General features: G+C 68.2%; 11 protein-coding genes. 6 read left to right on the plus strand and 5 right to left on the minus strand.

Annotation, left to right across the window (positions count from 1 at the left end; translation table 11 throughout):
• Nucleotides 1-54 precede the first annotated feature (54 nt).
• The 3 genes from ACQVDU_RS12825 to ACQVDU_RS12835 are packed head-to-tail and all read left to right on the plus strand — an operon-like array spanning nt 55 to nt 2,342.
• Nucleotides 55-1,026, plus strand: a complete 972-nt coding sequence (locus tag ACQVDU_RS12825) for a ParA family protein (RefSeq protein ID WP_363494674.1) — start codon at nt 55-57, stop codon at nt 1,024-1,026.
• Nucleotides 1,026-1,955, plus strand: coding sequence for a ParB/RepB/Spo0J family partition protein (locus ACQVDU_RS12830; RefSeq protein WP_443477330.1), 930 nt, complete (start codon nt 1,026-1,028; stop codon nt 1,953-1,955). Before ACQVDU_RS12825 ends, ACQVDU_RS12830 begins: the two co-directional genes overlap by 1 nt.
• Nucleotides 1,956-2,003: 48 nt before the next feature.
• A complete protein-coding gene (locus ACQVDU_RS12835; RefSeq protein WP_300593591.1) occupies nt 2,004-2,342 on the plus strand; it encodes a tryptophan synthase subunit alpha in 339 nt (112 codons plus the stop codon).
• An 89-nt stretch (nt 2,343-2,431) separates the two neighbouring features.
• On the opposite strand, the gene trxA is transcribed toward ACQVDU_RS12835, so the two are convergent.
• The 4 genes from trxA to ACQVDU_RS12855 form a co-directional block, all read right to left on the minus strand.
• Nucleotides 2,432-2,755 carry a thioredoxin gene (gene trxA / locus ACQVDU_RS12840; RefSeq protein WP_292712659.1) on the minus strand — a complete coding sequence of 108 codons (324 nt, stop codon included), beginning with the start codon at nt 2,753-2,755 and terminating at the stop codon, nt 2,432-2,434.
• Between the two features lie 76 nt (nt 2,756-2,831).
• On the minus strand, nt 2,832-3,815 hold the full coding sequence (trxB, locus tag ACQVDU_RS12845) for a thioredoxin-disulfide reductase (protein WP_443477331.1): 984 nt from the start codon (nt 3,813-3,815) through the stop codon (nt 2,832-2,834).
• Nucleotides 3,816-3,921: 106 nt separating this feature from the next.
• Nucleotides 3,922-5,520, minus strand: coding sequence for a murein biosynthesis integral membrane protein MurJ (gene murJ, locus ACQVDU_RS12850; protein ID WP_443477332.1), 1,599 nt, complete (start codon nt 5,518-5,520; stop codon nt 3,922-3,924).
• The gene (locus tag ACQVDU_RS12855) at nt 5,517-7,694 is read right to left on the minus strand and encodes a DUF6049 family protein (protein WP_443477333.1); all 2,178 of its coding nucleotides are present in this window, start codon (nt 7,692-7,694) and stop codon (nt 5,517-5,519) included. The genes murJ and ACQVDU_RS12855 overlap by 4 nt, the downstream gene beginning before the upstream one ends.
• 105 nt (nt 7,695-7,799) lie before the next feature.
• On the opposite strand from ACQVDU_RS12855, the gene ACQVDU_RS12860 reads away from it, so the two are divergent.
• Entirely contained in the window at nt 7,800-9,344 is a 1,545-nt protein-coding gene (locus ACQVDU_RS12860) for a DUF7059 domain-containing protein (protein WP_443477343.1), read from the plus strand.
• A gap of 247 nt (nt 9,345-9,591) precedes the next feature.
• Nucleotides 9,592-11,034: a CCA tRNA nucleotidyltransferase gene (locus ACQVDU_RS12865; RefSeq protein ID WP_443477334.1), complete on the plus strand. Its 1,443-nt coding sequence runs from the start codon at nt 9,592-9,594 to the stop codon at nt 11,032-11,034.
• A gap of 97 nt (nt 11,035-11,131) precedes the next feature.
• Here ACQVDU_RS12865 and cofD read toward each other — a convergent pair whose 3' ends face one another.
• Nucleotides 11,132-12,142 carry a 2-phospho-L-lactate transferase gene (gene cofD / locus ACQVDU_RS12870; RefSeq protein ID WP_443477335.1) on the minus strand — a complete coding sequence of 337 codons (1,011 nt, stop codon included), beginning with the start codon at nt 12,140-12,142 and terminating at the stop codon, nt 11,132-11,134.
• 106 nt (nt 12,143-12,248) lie between these two features.
• Here cofD and ACQVDU_RS12875 point away from each other — a divergent pair, with 106 nt between their 5' ends.
• On the plus strand, nt 12,249-13,613 hold the full coding sequence (locus ACQVDU_RS12875) for a GAF domain-containing protein (RefSeq protein ID WP_443477336.1): 1,365 nt from the start codon (nt 12,249-12,251) through the stop codon (nt 13,611-13,613).
• Nucleotides 13,614-13,690: the final 77 nt, after the last annotated feature.

The raw sequence follows: 13,690 nt of genomic DNA on the forward strand, positions 1-13,690 counted from the left end.
TTCGGTACCCGCACATAGAGTAGAGAAGCCCTTGACCCGATCGGAGCGTTTCACGTGAAACACGACGAGGATCCCGCGACGGACTCGTTCTACGACACCCCCTTGGCGCGCGAACTCGCAGACCTCACGGCACGCCGCCGAGCCCTTGACGCTATCCCGCTGGAGTACTCGGGTCGGCGACGGATCTTCACGGTGTCGAATCAGAAGGGTGGGGTCGGCAAGACCACGTCGACCGTCAACCTCGCAGCTGCATTCGCGCACATGGGTGCCACGGTGCTGGTCGTCGACCTCGACCCGCAGGGCAACGCGTCCACTGCGCTCAGCATCCCGCACAATGCGGAGACACCGAGCGTCTACGACGTTCTCGTCGAGGAGCGACCACTGTCAGAGGTCGTCCAGCAGAGCCCTGAGTCCCCCAGGCTCTTCTGTGCTCCGAGCACGATTCACCTCGCGGGAGCTGAGATCGAACTCGTTTCTCTCGTGGCTCGCGAGCGGCGGTTGCGGACAGCACTGGAGAAGTATCTGTCCACGACGGGCGCGGACATCGACATCGTGCTGATCGACTGCCCACCCTCCCTCGGCCTGCTCACCATCAACGCGTTCACCGCCGCCGACGAGGTCCTCATTCCTATCCAGTGCGAGTACTACGCGCTCGAGGGGCTCAGCCAGCTGATGGGAACGGTATCCATGATCCAGAAGCACCTGAACCCCACGCTGGAGCTCTCGACGATTCTCCTCACGATGTACGACGGCCGCACCCGTCTCTCGCAGCAGGTGGCTGATGAGGTTCGTGCGCACTTCGCTGATCAGGTGCTCACCACGGTCATCCCGAGGTCGGTTCGCATCTCCGAGGCGCCGAGCTTCGGGCAGACTGTGATCGCCTACGATGGGCAGTCCGTCGGAGCGGTGGCGTATCGCGAGGCTGCCGTGGAAATCGTCCGGCGTGATCAGCACCCGGATGTCGCGACCGCGGAAGCCGCTGGGATATCTCCGCACGATCGTGGCACTGAAGAGAGGGACGCGTGATGGCCAAGAGAACAGGGCTTGGGCGGGGAATCGGCGCACTCATTCCCACCACCGATCAGGGCGAGAGCCGCCCCGTCGACGTGTTCTTCCCCGAGGCGGCGCCCGCCGAGGATCTCGTCACGGTGCCGGGAGCGCGGCTGATCCACGTCGATCCGAACACGATCGTTCCGAATCCTCGGCAGCCTCGCACCAACTTCGACCCGGACGAGCTCGCGGAACTCGTCCACAGCGTGCGCGAGTTCGGTGTGCTCCAGCCTGTCGTTGTCCGCGATCGGGGCGATGGGACCTACGAGCTCATCATGGGCGAGCGCCGCACCCGGGCCTCTCGGGAAGCGGGTCTCGACTCGATCCCGGCAATCGTCCGCGATACGGCAGACGAGAACCTGCTGCGAGACGCTCTGCTCGAGAACCTGCATCGCTCGCAGCTCAACCCGCTGGAAGAAGCGTCCGCCTACCAGCAGCTGCTCGAGGACTTCGGCATCACGCAGGAGGAGCTCGCGGGGCGGATCGGTAGGTCCCGACCTCAGATCAGCAACACGATCCGCCTGCTGAAGCTCCCGATCCCCGTGCAGCAGCGGGTAGCAGCTGGTGTCATCAGTGCCGGCCACGCCCGCGCGATTCTGTCGGTGGAGGGCGAAGCGGCCATGGCTCGGCTCGCTGACAAGATCGTCAACGAGGACCTTTCGGTGCGAGAGGCGGAAGCTGCAGCGAAGGGCGCAGCATCCGCCGGCCGAAAGACAGCCAAGCCGCAGGCTGGTGGCCGTCGCGGTCACCTCGACGAACTCGCCGAGCGGCTCGGTGATCGCCTCGACACCCGTGTGAAGATCACCCTTGCTGCGAAAAAAGGGCAGATCAGCATAGATTTCGCAAGCATTCAGGATCTCAATCGCATTCTCGCGGAGCTCGGTGTTGACGGCTTCGGGTCCTGATCATCCACAGCTGGGCAACCTGGGCTCACGGCGACGTACGCTGGAGTCATGACGCGCGAGAATTCGGCCCCGACCCGTCGGGCGAGTCTCGAGTTGTTGCGTGCTGAAGCGGCTGACGAACTGTCGGTTCTGGTCGAGGAGAGGCTGCGCGCGGGTGAGGATCCGTGGGAGTTCATGGAGGATCTCCCCACGGTGGATGAGCTCGTCGTGTTGATGCTGCGCGCCGAGAACATCCTCACGACCGGGTTGCCCTCCACCGGCATCCGGCATTACCGCGTACTCCGGCAGATAGCGCTCGACTATCCACCGCTCACCCGAGCTGTGTGGCGGCTCCTCGGCTCCTCGCGCCACCGCACCTGGGACGCGCTGCTACCCGACGTCCCCTGACTCGTACGTGTCAGCTGTCGCTCTGAGCGCAGAAAGACGGATGCCGCGGCCCCCTGGAGGGAACCGCGGCATCCGCGTGGTGGCGAAGATCAGCCGATGAACTCGGCCAGATCCTGCTCGAGGGCGTACTTCGGCTTGGCGCCGATGATGGTCGTCTTGACCTCGCCGCCCTGGAAAACCTTCATCGCCGGGATCGAGGTGATCTGATACTTCATCGCGAGATCGGGGTTCTCATCGACGTTGAGCTTGAGAATGGTGATCTTGTCGGGGTGCTCGGCCTGGATCTCATCCAGCACCGGGGCGACCATGCGACACGGGCCGCACCACGCTGCCCAGAAGTCGACAAGAACGGGGCCGTCGGCCTGCAGGACATCTTGGTCCCACGTCGCCGAGGTGGTTGCAGCGGCAGTCATGTGTTCTCCTTCGTCAAAGCTTTCGGTTGTGAAAACGCGTCAGTGGGCGCGATTGTTCCTGGGCAAACCCCGGCGCTCAGGCCAAGGCCTCGCTGGGGACGTCGACAGGCTCGTCAGGCAGCGGGTCGGTGGCGTCCTCGAGCAGGGCGGCGAGGTAGTGCTCAACGTCCAGGGCAGCAACCGCGCCCGATCCGGCGGCGGTGACTGCCTGTCGGTAAGTCGGGTCGATCACGTCACCGGCGGCGAAGACGCCGGGAAGTGACGTGCGCGAGGAGCGGCCTTCGAGCTGGATCGTGCCATCCTCGGTGAGGTCGAGCACGCCATGCACGAGGTGCGTGCGCGGGTCGTGGCCGATCGCGACGAAGATTCCGTCGAGCGCGAGCTCGGAGGTCTCGCCGGTGGTGGTGTCGCGCAGCGTCGCACCGGTCACCTGGTCGCCACCACTGATGTCGATGATCTCGCTGTTCAGGATGAACTCGATCTTCTCGTTCGCGAACGCGCGATCCTGCATGATCTTCGATGCGCGCAGCTCATCGCGGCGGTGAATGATGTACACCTTCGAGGCGAATTTGGTGAGGAACGTCGCCTCCTCCATGGCGGAGTCGCCACCGCCGACCACCGCGATCACGCGCTCGCGGAAGAAGAACCCGTCGCAGGTCGCGCAGTACGAGACTCCGCGGCCGGAGAAGGTCTTCTCGCCCTCGATGCCGAGCTTGCGGGGGGCGGAGCCTGTTGCGAAGATCACGGCGTGAGCCTCGTGCACCGCTCCCGACCCGAGGGTGACGGACTTCACGGGCCCGTCGAGCGACACGGAAACGACGTCGTCGTAGACAATCTCAGAACCGAATTTTTCCGCCTGGACCTGCATTTTTGCCATCAGGTCAGGACCCATGATGCCGTCGGGGAAGCCGGGGAAGTTCTCGACCTCGGTCGTATTCATGAGTTCGCCACCGGCTTCGACAGAGCTGGCGATGACGAGTGGCTGGTGCCCACCACGGGCCGCATAGATTGCTGCGGTGTATCCGGCAGGGCCGGACCCGATGATGATGACGTTGCGCATGAGCGACCCTTCGTTGCGGTTCCGGATGCTTCAACACATGCTATCCGCGCGGCATTCCCCGGTCCCGGTGGCTTGGAGTGTCGTTCACCGTTCGGAGGAGAGACGTTCACCGTCGAGAGATGATCCGCCGGACGGTCTGCCATGCCGCGATGAGTTCGGGAACGCGCAGCAGGGCCAGGATGCCGACATACACCGCTAGGGCGACGACGCCGATCAGAGCCGAGCCGAGTGCGCCGGTGAACTGATTCTGGAGCATCCAGCTGGTTTCAGCGCCGGACAGAAGGTACACACCCCAGCCGACCAGTCCGGCTGGCACGGCAGCCGCGGCAAAGAGCGCAAGGGACGGCATCCATCGTCTGATTCCGATGCGGGAGAGGCGGCGACGGAGGAACCAGGTGGCCAGGGCCAGCTGGACGCACACCGCGATGGACTGGCCGAGGGCGATGCCGGCGGTGACGAACGCTGTCGGCAGGTTCAGTGCGAGCACCGCCGTGATGATGACGATGCTCGCCTGCACGAGGGTGAAGAAGAACGGGGTTCGGGTGTCGTTGTAGGCGTAGAAAACGCGCCCGATGATGAACAGCACGGTCTGGGGGATGAGCCCGACCAGGAAGGCGAGCAAAACCCACGACGCATCCACTGCGTAGTCCGCTGTGGTGGTGAAGATTCGGGAGGCCGGTACTGCGGCGGCGGCGAGGACCGCGGTGGAGATCACCATGAACAGGCCGAGAAGACGGATGCTGCGCGCGATGTCGGCGCGGACCTCTTCGTCTCGGCCGGCGGCTGCGTGCTCGCTCAGCTGCGTGAAGTAGGGGGTACCGATCGACAGGACGAACACCGAGAAGGGCAGCATGTACAGCAGCCACGCGTTGGCGGCGACGGTGGCGGCCGGAGCGTCACCCGACACGACCGACATGATCTGGCTCTGCACGATCCCCGCGACCTGACCGACCACGACCATGAGGAAGGTCCAGCCTGCGAGGCGTCCGATGTTGCGAAGGCCCACGCCTCGCCACGCGAAGTCGGGGCGCAGGTGCAGCCCGGCCCGCACCCAAAAGACCATGAGCACTGCGGCCTGCACGACGATGCCGAGGGTGGCGGTGCCTGCGAGCAGCGCGATCATCGTCGGTGTCCAGTCGACGACCTCCGTGACCGGGCCTCCGAAGATCACGATGAAGACACCGAAGCCCGCGATCGAGATGACGTTGTTCGCGATCGGGGCCCAGGTGAACGGGCCATACACACGCCGGGCATTGAGGATCTCGCCGAGGAGCGCATACAGCCCGTAGAACAGCAGCTGCGGGATGCACCAGTAGGCGAACGCCGTCGCGAGGGCGAACTGATCTGGGGTGAACTGCGAGGCATACAGCTGCACGAGCAGCGGCGCGGCGATCGTGCCGACCGCGGTGGTCACAACGAGGGCGACAGTGCCGAGGGTGAAGAGCTTCGAGATGAACGCGCGACCGCCGTCGGCGTGCGCGGCAGCCTGGACGATCTGCGGCACGACGACAGCGGTCAGCAGGCCCGTAGAGATGATCGCGTAGAGGTTGTTGGGCAGCTGGTTCGCGATCGTGAAGGCGTCGGCGGCGCGGCTGCCCACGGAACCGACGGCTGCGACCAGTACGACCGAGCGCAGGAACCCGGTGAGCCGGGACACGAGTGTGCCGGCGGCGATGAGGGTGCTCGCGCGTCCAATGGAACTCACGACCGCTCCCTGGGACCGGCGCTGTCGGCATCCGTCGAGGCCTGCGCATCATCCGACTCAGCGCCCTCCTCTTCAGGGCGGCGACGGATGCGGCGGACCGTTCGAACGGCACCGAGAGCCAGGAACGCCGCCGCTAGAACCGACAGGATGACCAGACCGATCGTCTCCCAGTCGGCGCGCACGTTGACTTCCAGTGACTGGTCGTCGCCGATGCGCACGCCCGTCGGGCTTGTCAGCGACAGATCCACTTCGACGGATCCGCTGCCAACCCGCGCCTTCACCGGGAGCGAGGCCCGCGTACTCTGCTGCGGTCCGATCTCGACCTCGATGCTCTCGGTGACCTCGAGCCGCAGGTCGTCGCTGTGGGCGTGCAGGGTGACGGTGACGGGGTAGGGCAGGTCATTCTTGATGCCCACGGGGATCTCGGCGTCGGCGGCGACCAGCTGAATGGGGCTCGGCGGCAGGATCGCAACCGACGACAGGGTAGCCTCGGTGGCTGCGGCGTGGGCATCGAGTGCTTCCTCCCACGCGGCATCCTGCCCCGCCCAGCCGAGACTCAGGAGCTGCAGAATCTCAGCGCGTTCGACGCCGGTCAGCAGCAACGGGTCGGCGATGACGCTGGCGAAAGACTCGATGCGCTGCTCACCGTCGAGCAGCGCGGGCACGGCCTCGACCCGCGCAGTCGCGAGGGATTCATCGGTGATGGACACCTCGCTCGGTGCGCTGCCGATAAGGGAGCTGAGTCCGAGGGGCTGGGCACCCGGCACCGTCTGAGCGCCGTCGATGGCGGCACGCAGCGCAACGGCATTGCGGGTCGGGTCGCGGTCGAGGGCGACAATGGTCGTCGTCCCCGTGAGCGGGAGGGCCTCGAGGGCGGACGCTTCAGCAAGGGCTGCCGCGCGGTCCAGGGCATCGGGGCTGGCAGCTGCCACTGAGAGCGCGGCGCTCACATCGGCATCCGCGACCAGCAGGCCGGCGTTACCTGCGCGAGCACGAGCCGCGGGCGAGGAGGTCGCGATGGCCGTCGTGTCGGTGAGCGTCAGCGCGCCACCGGTGCCGACTGCCGCGACGACGTCGGCAGTTACCGCGTCGGGCCACCAGATGTCGGTCGTCGCGCCGACGTCCAGGAGCTCGTTGAGCGTCGGGAGCCCGGACTCGTCATCCGTGTCGGATCCGGACGGCGTCGCGGCGCCGGTTGGTGTGGGGGTTGGCTTGGGAACGTTTCCCGAGAAGCCGGCCGGGTCGATGTACGCGGCGAGCGAGGTCGGCACCAGCGGCGGCACAATCCCGGCGGCGACCTGGGCGGAGGGGTCGGCGTCGCCGAACTGCAGCGCGAACCGATCGTTGGGGAGCGCCTCGAAGCGTGCGAGCCAATTCCGTGCCGTCGCCGGGGCGGTTGTGCCGAGGACCCGGATCGCGGCGAGGATCGCGGGATCGATCGCGATGATCGCGTCAGTTCCCTGGATGCCGGTGAGCGCCGCGGTCAGTGCGCCGTCCTCCGCGGTCAGTGACGCTAGTGCCTCGGCGCTGAGCAGACCTCGTCCCGTCGGCGGGGCCGTGATCGGCACGATGACCGCGACATCCGCGGCGGCCCCGGTGGGGACGACGAATACTGACGCCGACTGCAGGGTCCGCCCCGCAACCGTGACGCTCGCGAGCACGGGATACACGCCCGGGGCTCGGTCGGTGAGCACTGGGTCGCTTGCCAGGACGCGCACGATGGCGCTTGCTCGCTCGCCGGCCGCGGCAGGGTCGAGCGAGGCGGTGCCGACGATCGTCGGCGCGCGCTCGCTACGGGGGGAGGTGAGCCAGTTGCCGACCTCTGCCCGTGTGGACAGGGGTTCCGTGCCAATCGCGACCGTCGCCTGGGTGGCGGGCAGCGGCACCGAACCTGCCGTGAGACCGAGAGAGATGGCCAGCGAGTCGCCGGGTGAGACGACACCGCCGCCGAGTGAAGCGGCCACGAGCTGCGGATCAACGGCTGTTGCGGTCGGGGCCGGCGTTGCTGCCGCAGCGGCCGGCGCGGCATCCGTCGTGAGCCCACCGGCTGCGAGAAGAACCCCGATCACGACCGTTGTCGACAGGCGCCGGACGAGTCGTCTCAGACCGGTGCGGCGGCGCGGCACAGGGTGGCCGGGGGGCACGGATGCGGGGAGCGGGGTGGGCGCGGTCATGTCGTGTCGCGGGACGACCGCTGTTCGTGCGGATCCCGCCGGAATTCTACGGTCCGCGGCTCGGAGCATCCCGCAGGCCGTCCGCGCTTGAATGGATCCGTGACGATGCCCCTTCATCCCGACCCCACAATCTGCGCCGCCCTGGCCTCTGACCTCACCGCGGCCGGATTCACCGCTGAGGCCCTGCGCAACGCCTGGGGACCTGTCGGTGATGCCGCGATCGGGCGTGGGCTGCGCGGACCAGCGATCCGTGCGCTCGCGGGACGCGACGACGCTCTTGCGACGCTCGCGCGCATGCTTGGACTCGGGATGCCGCAGCCGGTGACCGCCGTCGATGCCGCGCTCCCGCGCACCGGCGTGGCAGGACTCGTCTTGCTCGGCCTCGCCGCGATCGACGGTGACACTGCCAGGCCGATCGCCCTCATCAGACCGCAGGAGTGGAGCGGCGAGGCGGATGCCGGTGCCGGCGAGTGGTGGATCGCGAGCGACCTCGACGAAGCGGCCCTCGAGGGCGCGTTGCCGACCGACCATGTGCTCGGAGTCGGTGGAGCGTCGCTGACCCTGGCGGGCCTGCAGCTGCCTGCGCCGACGGGGCGCGTGCTTGACCTCGGCACCGGATGCGGCATCCAGGCCCTTCGTGCCCGCCTCTACGCCGACGAGGTCGTCGCCACCGACATCTCGACCCGCGCGCTGGGATTCGCCAGCCTCACTGCCGCGCTCAACGGCGTCGACGGCCTCGAGGTGCGCCACGGCAGTCTCTTTGAGCCGGTCGCCGGTGAACGGTTCGACCGTGTGGTCTCCAATCCGCCGTTCGTCATCACGCCCCGCGGTGCGACCGCCGGAGGTATCTCGGTTCCCGCCTACGAATACCGCGACGGTGGTGCGGTCGGGGACGATCTCGTGCGGCAGGTCGTCACCGGAGTGGCCGGCGTGCTCGCCGACGGCGGCATCGCGCAGTTCCTGGGCAACTGGGAGTATCGCAGCGGCCGCGATGGCCTCGACCGCGTGCGGGAATGGGTGGCCGCGGCATCCGTGCCGATGGATGCCTGGATCATCGAACGCGAGATCCTCAGCCCCCTCGACTATGCGCAGTTGTGGGTGCGCGATGGCGGTACGCCGCCGGGCTCGCCCGAGTACGCCGCACTCATCGACCTGTGGCTGGAGGATTTCGAGGAACGCCGGGTGACCGGCATTGGCTTCGGCTACATCCTGCTGCGCCGGCCCGGCTCGGGCACGGCGCCCCTGTCACGTTTTGAGCGCGTGAGCTCGCCTGCTCCGCAGGAGGGGCTGGGCGCGGATCTTGCCCGGGCCCTCGCGGTGCACGATGTGCTGGGCACTCGCGATGACGTCGGGCTTGCAGCATCCGCCTTCACGACCCCCGCCGATGTCACGGAGGCGCGCCACTTCGTTCCCGGTGCCGAGGACCCGACCATCATCGAGCTGCGTCAGGGTCGGGGCTTCGGCCGCACGCTCGCGGTCGATCCGGGGCTCGCGGCGCTCGTCGGCGCGTGCGACGGCGAGCTCCCGATCGGGGTGCTGATCGATGCGATCGCCGAGCTGCTCGAGGTGGATGCCGCAGCGCTTCGCGCCGATCTGCTTCCTCGCGTTCGCGAGCTCGCGTTCCTCGGCTTCCTCGACCCCGTCGCCTGAACCGCGGGAGGCACCGGGTCTGGCGGCCGGAAGCTGGCACCCACACTGTCCCTGAACCGCAGAGTGCGGCATCCGCCCGGAATCCGGGAGCGGAGCGGGGTGCCGGGGAGGGGGCTGGCACCGGGTCTGGCGGGAGCCGGCGCAGCCGGCGAGGGCATGTCCCCCTCCCCGGCACCGCGCGCAGCGGACTCCAGGACCGGCGCAGCGGACTCCAAGACCGCGGACCCCCACCGGTAGGCTCGAATCCATGCTGAACATGGCTGAGGGTGTCGCGCGCCTGGGCGCCCTTGCCACCTCTCCCGTCGTCGCTGCCGTTGCGGCGGCGTTCGAGGAGGCGGGCTTCGAGTTGGCGATCGTCGGCGGTCCCGTGCGTGATGCGCTGCTGGGCCGAACCACGCACGATCTCGATTTCACGACGAACGCGCGACCCGACGACATCCTGCGCATCGTTGCACCGTTGAGCACCGCGCACTGGGATATCGGGCGCGATTTCGGCACGATCGGGGCGCGGATTGCGCTTCCCGGTGGCGGTGCCGAGCAGGTGGAGATCACGACGTATCGCGCCGACAGCTATGACGGCGTGACCCGCAAACCGACCGTCGAGTTCGGTGACACGCTCGAGGGCGACCTGGTGCGGCGCGACTTCACCGTCAACGCCATGGCGCTGCGGGTTCCGTCGCAGAAGCTTGTCGATCCGTCCGGCGGAGTCGAGGACCTCCTCGGGCGGCGGCTGCGAACGCCGGCTGATCCCGCCGTGAGTTTCGGTGACGACCCGCTTCGGATGCTGCGCGCCGCTCGGTTCGCCTCCCAGCTCGAGTTCGACGTGGATGCCGACACCGTCTCGGCGATGCACCGGCTGCGCGAGAGCATCCGGATCGTCAGCGCTGAGCGCATCCACGGTGAGCTCGTGCGGCTCATGCAAACCGATGACCCGTTGCGCGGCATCCGTCTGCTTGTCGAGACGGGGCTGATGGAGCAGTTCCTGCCCGAGGTCCCGGCGCTGCGGCTCGAGATCGACGAACACCACCACCACAAGGATGTCTACGAGCACTCGCTCACGGTCGTGCGTCAGGCGATCGAGCTCGAGCACGAGCGGCATCCGGATGCCGAGCCCGACGTGCCGCTGCGGCTTGCTGCGCTGCTGCACGACATCGGCAAGCCGGCTACGCGCCGCCTGGAGCCGGGCGGCGGTGTGACGTTCCACCACCACGACATCAAGGGTGCGCGGATGGCGCGTAAGCGCCTGAAGGAGCTGCGGTTCGATGCGGCGACGATCGACACGATCACGACGCTCATCGAGCTGCACCTGCGGTTCTTCGGGTACGCGGAGGGGGCGTGGACCGACTCCGCGGTGCGGCGATATGTGCGGGATGCCGGCGATGAACTCGAGCGCCTGCACATCCTGACCCGCGCCGATGTGACGACCCGCAATAAACGCAAGGCTTCGCGTCTGGCATCCGCGTACGACGACATCGAACGACGAATCGCTGAACTTGCCGCGCAAGAGGAGCTCGACGCGATGCGCCCCGAGCTCGACGGGAACCGGATCCAGGAGGTGCTGGGTATCGGTCCCGGCCGCGAGGTTGGCGAGGCTTACCGGTTCTTGCTTGACCTGCGGCTGGATGAGGGAGTGCTCGGCGAGGCCGAGGCCGAGAAGCGCCTACGCGAGTGGTGGTCAGCCCGGGGCTGATCCCGGACCAAAGCTCCCACCGTTCGACTGTCACAGAACGCTGATTTCGAGCCCCGCAAGACGCAGTCTGTGACAGCGGAACCGGGCGATGAGGGCGTCAGCGGAGGTCGCGCGCGAGCGCGATGGCGTCGCCGGCCAGGGCGGCCGAGGTGTCGGCATCCCGCATCCACAGCGGAACCGCGCGGGTCGGGATGCCGTCCGCGACGAGTCCGTCGACGGATGCCGCGTCCTCCTCCGCGACGAGCCAGCCGTCCAGCACGCCACCGGCGCCGCGGGCGCCATCCGCGCCGCGAGCTGCGTAGTGGCGGGCGACGGCTGCGGCATCCGTGTCGACGCCGATGGCGGTGAGGCAGGCGTCAGCCATTCCTCGCACGACCCTGCCCCCGATGACCGGCGCGACTCCGACAACCGGAGCGGATGCCGCGCGGAGTGCGTCGCGCATCCCCGGGATGTCGAGGATCGGACCGATCGAGACGACGGGGTTCGAGGGGGCGAGGAGGATCACGTCGGCATCCGCGATGGCTTCGAGGGCCTCGACGGCTGGCAGCGCCCTCTCGATACCAGCGTTCTCGAAGCGCACTGCCGGGATCGTCGCACGGTGCCGGGTCCACCATTCCTGAAAGTGCATCCGCTGCCCATCGGCAGTGTGCACGTGGGTGTCGATCTCATCCTCGGTCGCCGGGATGAGAGTCGCTCCGAGGGGCCAGCGCGTCCCGAGTCTGCGGTAGACCTCCCTCAGTGGCACCCCGCTTCGAAGCCAGGCGGTGCGCGCGATGTGCACGCCGAGGTCGAGGTCACCGAGAGTGAACCAGTCGGGTGTCACACCCCAGGTCTGAAGCTCCGACGCGACGCGCTCGGTCTCGTCGCGCCGACCCCATCCGCGGTCCTGGTCGTTCTGACCGCTCAGCGAATACAAGAGCGAGTCGTGGTCGGGCGCGATTCGCAGGCCCGCCAGCCACCAGTCGTCTCCGGTGTTCACGACGACGCGGATGTCGTGAGCAACGTCAGCGGGAAGGCCCCGCGACACGGCATCCCGGCGCGCCCACTCGCGGACTCCGCTCACGAAACGAGCCCCGCCGACACCACCCGAAAGCACCGTGATCCGCACGCAGCCACGCTACCCGGCGACACCCGACGCCGCCGCGCCTACACTGGACCGCACCGGCGCGCACAGACGCTCGCGCCCATCACGATCAGTGCCGATCGGAGTCCGCATGCCCTCGCCGTGGTCCCCCGGGTCGGGTACCACCCCCGACGCCTCGAGGCTGATCATCGAGCGCGCCCGCGAGGAGTTCGTGCTCGGCAACGACACGGACGCGCGGGTCGGCGATGTGCGAGGTGTCGTGCGTGAAAGCTGGCGGCGTTCGCGCGATGGACGCGTCGGCGTCGAGGGTCTTCCTCCCCTCGCCCTGAGCGCCGAAGAGCTCGAACTGCTTCGGGCGCAGCATCCGCTCGGCTCGGTCATGGAGATGATCCGGGGACTTCTGATCCCGGGAGCTGCCGAGGACTCGGGTGTGATCGTCGCGGTCGGGGATGCCGCGGGACGGCTGCTGTGGGTCGAAGGCGACCGCACGTTGCGATCTCTCACCGGCGACATGGGGTTCGTGCCCGGCGCCGACTGGTCAGAGAAGGCTGTTGGCACGGCAGCGCCCGGGACCGCGCTCGCGCTTGACCGTTCGGTGCAGATCCGCGGCGCCGAGCACTTCAACCGACTCGTCCAACCCTGGTCGTGCACCGCGGCGCCTGTGCACGACCCCGAAACGCGCCGCCTGCTCGGGGTGATCGACGTGACCGGAGGCGACCCCGCAGCCTCGGCCCAGGCCCAGCTGCTGGTGGATGCGACAGCCCGTGCGGTCGAAGGCGAGCTGCTCCTCTCTCGCCTGCGGGAGCGGGCTTCCGCGCCCCGCATCGGCGTGGACCCGGCGGATTCCGACACACCCAAACCCCGGCGAGCCCGGCCGGCTTCGGCATCCGTCGTGGCGACCCTTCGGGTGCTCGGCCGTGACCGTGCGCTGCTCGAGACCCTCTCGGACGGACACCTGCGCGTGAACGAGCTCACCACCCGCCACGCCGAGATTCTGCTGTGCCTCGCGACCCACCGCCAGGGAGTCTCCGCCGAAGCCCTCGGCGAACTCGTGTACGGCGACCCGGATGCGGGAACGACCCTGCGGGCCGAGATGGTGCGGCTGCGCAAGATCCTGGAGCGGATCGCGCCGTCGCTCGCCCCGGAGTCCCGCCCCTACCGGCTCACGATGCCGCTCGAGACCGACGCGCACCAAGTGCTCTCGCTTCTTGACCGGGGCGCGCACCGGGTCGCGCTCGCGGCGTATCGCGGCGATGTGCTCCCCGACTCGGCGGCCCCCGGCGTCGAGGAGTTCCGCGACACCGTTCGCGTGACACTCCGCGAAGCGCTGCTCGCTGAGGCGAGTCTGGATGTGTTGCTCGCCTTTGCCGACACGGATGCCGGAGCCGACGATGTCGAGGTGCTTCGCCTGTGCCTGTCCATGCTCCCAGCGCGTTCCCCCAAGCGCGCTGGCCTGGTTGCCCGCATCGATCGTCTCGAGCGCGCCGAACCCTGACGCGAACGTCGCTGGCGAGGCCGGGAGCGCGGCATCCGTTTCACGTGCAACGGATGCCGGCAGAAGGCCTGCAACGG

It is taken from the genome of Microbacterium sp. F2, from assembly GCF_052274505.1.
In the GTDB taxonomy this organism is placed as follows: Bacteria; Actinomycetota; Actinomycetes; order Actinomycetales; family Microbacteriaceae; genus Microbacterium.

Coding starts and splice junctions, on each gene's coding strand:
- trxA (WP_292712659.1), bottom strand. CDS start 2,755: ATGACTGCCGCTGCAACCACCTCGGCGACGTGGGACCAAGATGTCCTG.
- ACQVDU_RS12865 (WP_443477334.1), top strand. CDS start 9,592: ATGCTGAACATGGCTGAGGGTGTCGCGCGCCTGGGCGCCCTTGCCACC.
- ACQVDU_RS12835 (WP_300593591.1), top strand. CDS start 2,004: ATGACGCGCGAGAATTCGGCCCCGACCCGTCGGGCGAGTCTCGAGTTG.
- trxB (WP_443477331.1), bottom strand. CDS start 3,815: ATGCGCAACGTCATCATCATCGGGTCCGGCCCTGCCGGATACACCGCA.
- ACQVDU_RS12830 (WP_443477330.1), top strand. CDS start 1,026: ATGGCCAAGAGAACAGGGCTTGGGCGGGGAATCGGCGCACTCATTCCC.
- ACQVDU_RS12875 (WP_443477336.1), top strand. CDS start 12,249: ATGCCCTCGCCGTGGTCCCCCGGGTCGGGTACCACCCCCGACGCCTCG.
- ACQVDU_RS12855 (WP_443477333.1), bottom strand. CDS start 7,694: ATGACCGCGCCCACCCCGCTCCCCGCATCCGTGCCCCCCGGCCACCCT.
- ACQVDU_RS12860 (WP_443477343.1), top strand. CDS start 7,800: ATGCCCCTTCATCCCGACCCCACAATCTGCGCCGCCCTGGCCTCTGAC.